We start from the raw sequence: 5,192 nt of genomic DNA on the forward strand, positions 1-5,192 counted from the left end.
GGGCACCACAAGGTGACCGGCCCGCCGTCGTGCTTGGGCACAGGGGCCGCCGCGTGCGAGATCGGTCGGTTGTATCGAGACCGGTCGGTTGACTGACCGGTCTCGGAGCAAGGGACCGAAGTCATTGCCTGGCGCGTCCGCGCCGGTCAGCCGAGGCGCACCGTGACCGACCAGCCGTCCCAGTCCTCGCCGTCGGCTGAGCCCCCGGCCGAGCTCCCTGCCCGGTGCTCCCGGGTTCCCACGTGCTCGTGACCGCGCATGCGGCACCACGCGGGCACGTCGTGCTTGGCGGCGGGATCGGTCGACAGGACCGTCAGCTCGGTGCCCGCCGGCAGGTCCTTCGCGACCGCGGCGAGCCGGATCACGGGCAGCGGGCAGCGCAGCCCGCGAGCGTCCACCAGCGTGTCAGACACACAGGTCACTCTAGTGACCTGTGTGTCTGACACGTGCGGGAGGCGCGGGCCGTCACAGGCCACCGACACCCAGCATCTCCCGGACCCGTGCCACGGCGCCGGGCAGCACCGCGAGGAACCGCTCGACCTCCTCGGCCGTCGTGGACCGGTCCAGGGCGATCCGCACGTTGCCGTGCGTGAGCACGCCCATCGCCGCCAGCACGTGCGACGGCTCCAGCGTGCTCGCGGTGCACGCCGAGCCGGAGCCGACGGCGAACCCGTGCCGGTCCAGCTCCGTGACCAGCGCCTCGCCGTCCACGTAGAGGAACGAGAACGTCGCGACGTGGGGGAGCCGGCCGTCCGGGTCGCCCACCACCTCGACGTCGGGGATGCGCGCCACCTCGGCACGCACCCGCTCCACGAGGGCCCGACGCCGCGCCTCCTGCGCCACGCGGTCGGACTCGACGGCCTGCAGCGCCACCGCGGCGGCGAACGCGAGCGGCACGCTGACGCCGCCCGGGGCCCACGGGTCCTCGTCCTCGGGGCCGACGGCCAGGGTGCGTACCCGCTGCCGGACGGCGAGGACGCCGATCCCCGCGGGGCCGCCCCAGTCGGCCGGGTCGGCGGCGAGCAGGTCCCAGGGGTCGGGTACCGCCACGTGCCCGACGCTCGCCCCGGCGTCGACCAGCAGGGGGACGCCGGCCGCGCGGGCGGCGTCGTGCACGGCCTCGACCGGCTGCAGGGTGCCCACCTCGCCGTTCGCGTGCTGCAGTGCGGCCAGGGCGACCCCGGGGGCCCGGACGGCGGCGGCCATGGCCTCGGCGTCGACCCGCCCGAACCGGTCGACGGGGACGGGGCTCCGCGCCGCGCCACCCCCGGCCAGCCGCGCGGCGTGGAGCACCGCGGCGCGTTCCACGGCACCGACCACGACGGCGGAGCCGGCGCGCCGTCGGGCCGCGGCGGCCGACGCGACCGCCGCGTGCAGGGAGGCGGTGTGGCCCGGCGTGAGGTGGACCTCCTGGGTCCGGGCGCCGAGCACCGCGGCGATCGCCTCGCGCGCGGCGTCGAGCAGCCGGGCCGCGCGGCGGCCCTCCGCGTGCAGCCGGCGCGGGTCGGCCCAGCCGTCGGCCAGGGACTGCTCGAACGCCTGCCGGGCGAGCGGGTGCCACGGGGCGCGGCCGCCGTTGTCGAGGTACACCCGGCCGGGGGTGGTGGACCTGGCCGGGTCGGCCGGGGTGGCGTGGCTCACACGTCCTCCTGCTGCTGGGGGCGGGTCCGCGCGGCGGTCCGCACGGGTCTGACGAGGGTCTGATCCGGGGTTCGGACGGCGGTTCGCGGCGTGCCTCCGCCGTCGTCAACCTGATCCTCGCACCCGTACCCCCAGGTCCGGCACGGCGATCGTTCTGACACGACCTGGGCGGGTGTCCTGAACAGCGCCGACGTGTGCCTCGTGTGCGGAGTGCGTCACGTTCCGCGAGGTCCGTTCCGGGCATCATCAGGCCCCGGAGCGCGCTAGGCTGCATCCCATCGAGGACGAAGGTTCTGCGTGGAGCTCGGGAGGAAACCGGTGCGACGCGCCGGACGAGACGTGAAAGGCCTCCCTTGCACTCGAAGTCACCTACCCGCACCCGGCGGGCCATCCTGCGTGCGTCGGCTCTAGCCGTCGCAGTCGCAGTGCTGGCCTCTGGCTGCGCAAGCGAATCCGTCCAGCGCGGATACCTGCCCGGCTACAGCGACGGGGAGGTGACTAACCAGACCGGTCGCATCACCGACCTTTGGGTGGGCTCGTGGATCGCAGCCCTCGCCGTGGGCATCGTGACCTGGGGCCTGATGCTGTGGTGCATCGCGGCCTACCGGAAGCGCAAGGACGACCACCAGCTCCCGGTGCAGACGCGCTACCACCTGCCGCTCGAGCTCATGTACACGGCAGTGCCGATCATCATGGTCCTCGTGCTGTTCTGGTACACCGACCGCGACGTGACGGCCATCAAGACCGTCGACGGCACCGCCACCGAGCACATCCAGGTGGTCGGCAAGCAGTGGAGCTGGGACTTCAACTACCTCGACGCCAACGTCTACGACTACGGCGAGCACGAGGCGGACCCCGGCAGCGTGACCGCGGAGGACGAGCTCGACGGCGCCGTCGGCACGTCGACGTCCTTCCCGACGCTCTACCTGCCGGTGAACGAGACCGTGGAGTTCACGCTCGACTCGCGTGACGTCATCCACTCGTTCTGGATCCCCGCGTTCCTGTACAAGCAGGACATGATCCCGCACCGGACCAACACGTTCCAGGTGACGCCGACCCGCGAGGGCACGTACGCCGGCAAGTGCGCCGAGCTCTGCGGTGAGTTCCACTCCGGCATGCTCTTCAACGTGAAGGTCGTGTCCGCCGAGGAATACGACGCCCACATGGCGGACCTCGAGGCGAAGGGCCAGACCGGATCGCTCGGCATGGACCTCGCCCGCACGGCCGGCCCGGTCGACAACCCGGCGGAAACCACGGAAGAGGAGGCTGGGCACTGATGGCCGCAGCGACCACGACCGAGCTGATCCCGGGTCTGGCACCCGGGCGCCAGACGCTCGGCCGGACGATCATCAAGTGGATCACCTCCACTGACCACAAGACGATCGGGTACCTGTACCTGATCACCTCGTTCATCTTCTTCTGCATCGGCGGCCTCATGGCCCTGCTGATCCGCGCGGAGCTCTTCGAGCCCGGCATCCAGCTCGTGCAGAGCAAGGAGCAGTACAACCAGCTCTTCACGATGCACGGCACCGTGATGCTGCTGCTGTTCGCCACCCCGCTGTTCGCGGGCTTCGCGAACGTGATCATGCCGCTCCAGATCGGTGCGCCCGACGTCGCGTTCCCGCGCCTGAACATGTTCGCCTACTGGCTGTTCCTGTTCGGTGGCCTCATCACCACGGCCGGCTTCCTCACCCCGCAGGGTGCCGCGTCGTTCGGCTGGTTCGCGTACGCGCCGCTGTCGACCACGACCTACAGTCCAGGGTTGGGCGGAGACCTATGGGTCTTCGGCCTGGCGCTGGCCGGTTTCGGCACGATCCTCGGTGCGGTCAACTTCATCACCACGATCATCACCATGCGCGCCCCGGGCATGACCATGTTCCGGATGCCGATCTTCACCTGGAACACGCTGGTCACCAGCCTCCTGGTGCTGATGGCCTTCCCGCCGCTGGCCGCCGCGCTGTTCGCGCTGGGTGCCGACCGTCGTCTCGACGCGCAGATCTTCAACCCGGAGAACGGTGGCGCCATCCTCTGGCAGCACCTCTTCTGGTTCTTCGGCCACCCCGAGGTGTACATCATCGCGCTGCCGTTCTTCGGCATCGTGTCCGAGATCTTCCCGGTCTTCAGCCGCAAGCCGATCTTCGGCTACACCGGCCTGGTCTACGCGACCATCGCGATCGCCGCGCTGTCCGTGACGGTCTGGGCGCACCACATGTACGTGACCGGTGCCGTCATGCTGCCGTTCTTCGCGTTCATGACGATGCTCATCGCGGTCCCGACCGGCGTGAAGTTCTTCAACTGGATCGGCACGCTCTGGCGAGGGAAACTCACGTTCGAGACGCCGATGCTCTGGTCCATCGGCTTCCTCGTGACCTTCCTCTTCGGTGGTCTGACCGGCATCATCCTGTCGAGCCCGGCCCTGGACTTCCAGCTGTCCGACTCGTACTTCGTGGTCGCCCACTTCCACTACGTGGTCTTCGGCACCGTCGTGTTCGCGATGTTCGCCGGGTTCTACTTCTGGTGGCCCAAGATGACCGGCCGCATGCTGTCGGAGCGCCTGGGCAAGGTGCACTTCTGGATGCTCTTCGTCGGCTTCCACACCACGTTCCTCATCCAGCACTGGCTGGGTGTCGAGGGCATGCCCCGCCGCTACGCGGACTACATGCCGGACGAGGGCTTCACCTGGGAGAACCAGGTGTCGACCATCGGCGCGTTCATCCTCGCGGCGTCCACGCTGCCGTTCTTCTGGAACGTCTACATCACCTGGCGCAAGGCGCCCAAGGTCACGGTCGACGACCCGTGGGGCTACGGCCGCTCCCTGGAGTGGGCCACGTCCTGCCCGCCGCCGCGCCACAACTTCGCGTCGCTCCCGCGCATCCGCTCGGAGTCGCCGGCGTTCGACCTGCACCACCCCGAGGTCGTCGCCATGGAGCACCCGGAGTACAACCGCGGTCTGCTCGACAACATCTACGGCGAGGCCGACCGGCGCGGTCAGGACACGCAGGCCCAGCAGCGGTCCGCGCACGGCAGCGGCGACTCGGGCCAGAGCAGCACGACCATCGTTGACCAGCCGGACGAGGGGACCAGCAAGTGAAGATCGAGGCGCGGCTGTTCCTCTGGGGAACGCCCTTCTTCATCCTGGCCGGTGTGGTCTACGGCTTCATGACCGAGTGGCAGGAGCCCGTGGGCTACCTGGGCATGCCGCTCGTCGGTGGCCTGGTCGCGATGATCGGCGCGTACCTGACGCTGACGGCCCGGCGCATCGACGCCCGGCCCGAGGACGACCCGAACGGCAACATCGAGGACGCCGCCGGCGACCAGGGCGTGTACGCGCCCTGGAGCTGGTGGCCCCTGGCGATCGCCGGCTCCGCCGCGATCTGCTTCCTCGGCCTGGCCGTGGGCTGGTGGGTGCTCTACATCGGTTTCTGCGTCGCGGTCATCGCGCTCGTGGGCTGGGTGTTCGAGTACTCGCGGGGTATCCACTCGCACTGAGCGGCTCGCCGAGACAGAACCGTGGCGAGATAGAACTGGGGCCGGAGCACTCATCAGTGCCC

The 5,192-nt window shown here is 70.1% G+C and carries 5 protein-coding genes; 3 read left to right on the forward strand and 2 right to left on the reverse strand.

Annotated elements, in window-relative coordinates; genetic code table 11:
- Positions 1 to 146 precede the first annotated feature (146 nt).
- Positions 147 to 413 carry a sulfurtransferase TusA family protein gene (locus tag ACFU5G_RS29015; protein WP_377252448.1) on the reverse strand — a complete coding sequence of 89 codons (267 nt, stop codon included), beginning with the start codon at positions 411 to 413 and terminating at the stop codon, positions 147 to 149.
- Between the two features lie 52 nt (positions 414 to 465).
- Positions 466 to 1,641 (reverse strand): cysteine desulfurase family protein, encoded by a 1,176-nt coding sequence (locus ACFU5G_RS29020; protein ID WP_377252450.1) that lies wholly within the window; start codon positions 1,639 to 1,641, stop codon positions 466 to 468.
- A 353-nt stretch (positions 1,642 to 1,994) separates the two neighbouring features.
- Between ACFU5G_RS29020 and coxB the strand changes: the two genes are divergently transcribed.
- Genes coxB through ACFU5G_RS29035 form a run of 3 tightly spaced genes read left to right on the forward strand, consistent with a single transcriptional unit; the run spans position 1,995 to position 5,130 of the window.
- Positions 1,995 to 2,918, forward strand: coding sequence for a cytochrome c oxidase subunit II (gene coxB / locus ACFU5G_RS29025; RefSeq protein ID WP_377252452.1), 924 nt, complete (start codon positions 1,995 to 1,997; stop codon positions 2,916 to 2,918).
- Complete coding sequence (ctaD, locus tag ACFU5G_RS29030) at positions 2,918 to 4,732, forward strand: cytochrome c oxidase subunit I (protein ID WP_377252454.1); 1,815 nt, start codon at positions 2,918 to 2,920, stop codon at positions 4,730 to 4,732. Before coxB ends, ctaD begins: the two co-directional genes overlap by 1 nt.
- Positions 4,729 to 5,130, forward strand: a complete 402-nt coding sequence (locus ACFU5G_RS29035; protein WP_121383858.1) for a cytochrome c oxidase subunit 4 — start codon at positions 4,729 to 4,731, stop codon at positions 5,128 to 5,130. Before ctaD ends, ACFU5G_RS29035 begins: the two co-directional genes overlap by 4 nt.
- The last annotated feature ends 62 nt before the right edge of the window (positions 5,131 to 5,192 follow it).

It is taken from the genome of Promicromonospora sp. NPDC057488, from assembly GCF_042802395.1.
Lineage (GTDB): Bacteria > Actinomycetota > Actinomycetes > Actinomycetales > Cellulomonadaceae > Promicromonospora.

Coding starts and splice junctions, on each gene's coding strand:
- ctaD (WP_377252454.1), top strand. CDS start 2,918: ATGGCCGCAGCGACCACGACCGAGCTGATCCCGGGTCTGGCACCCGGG.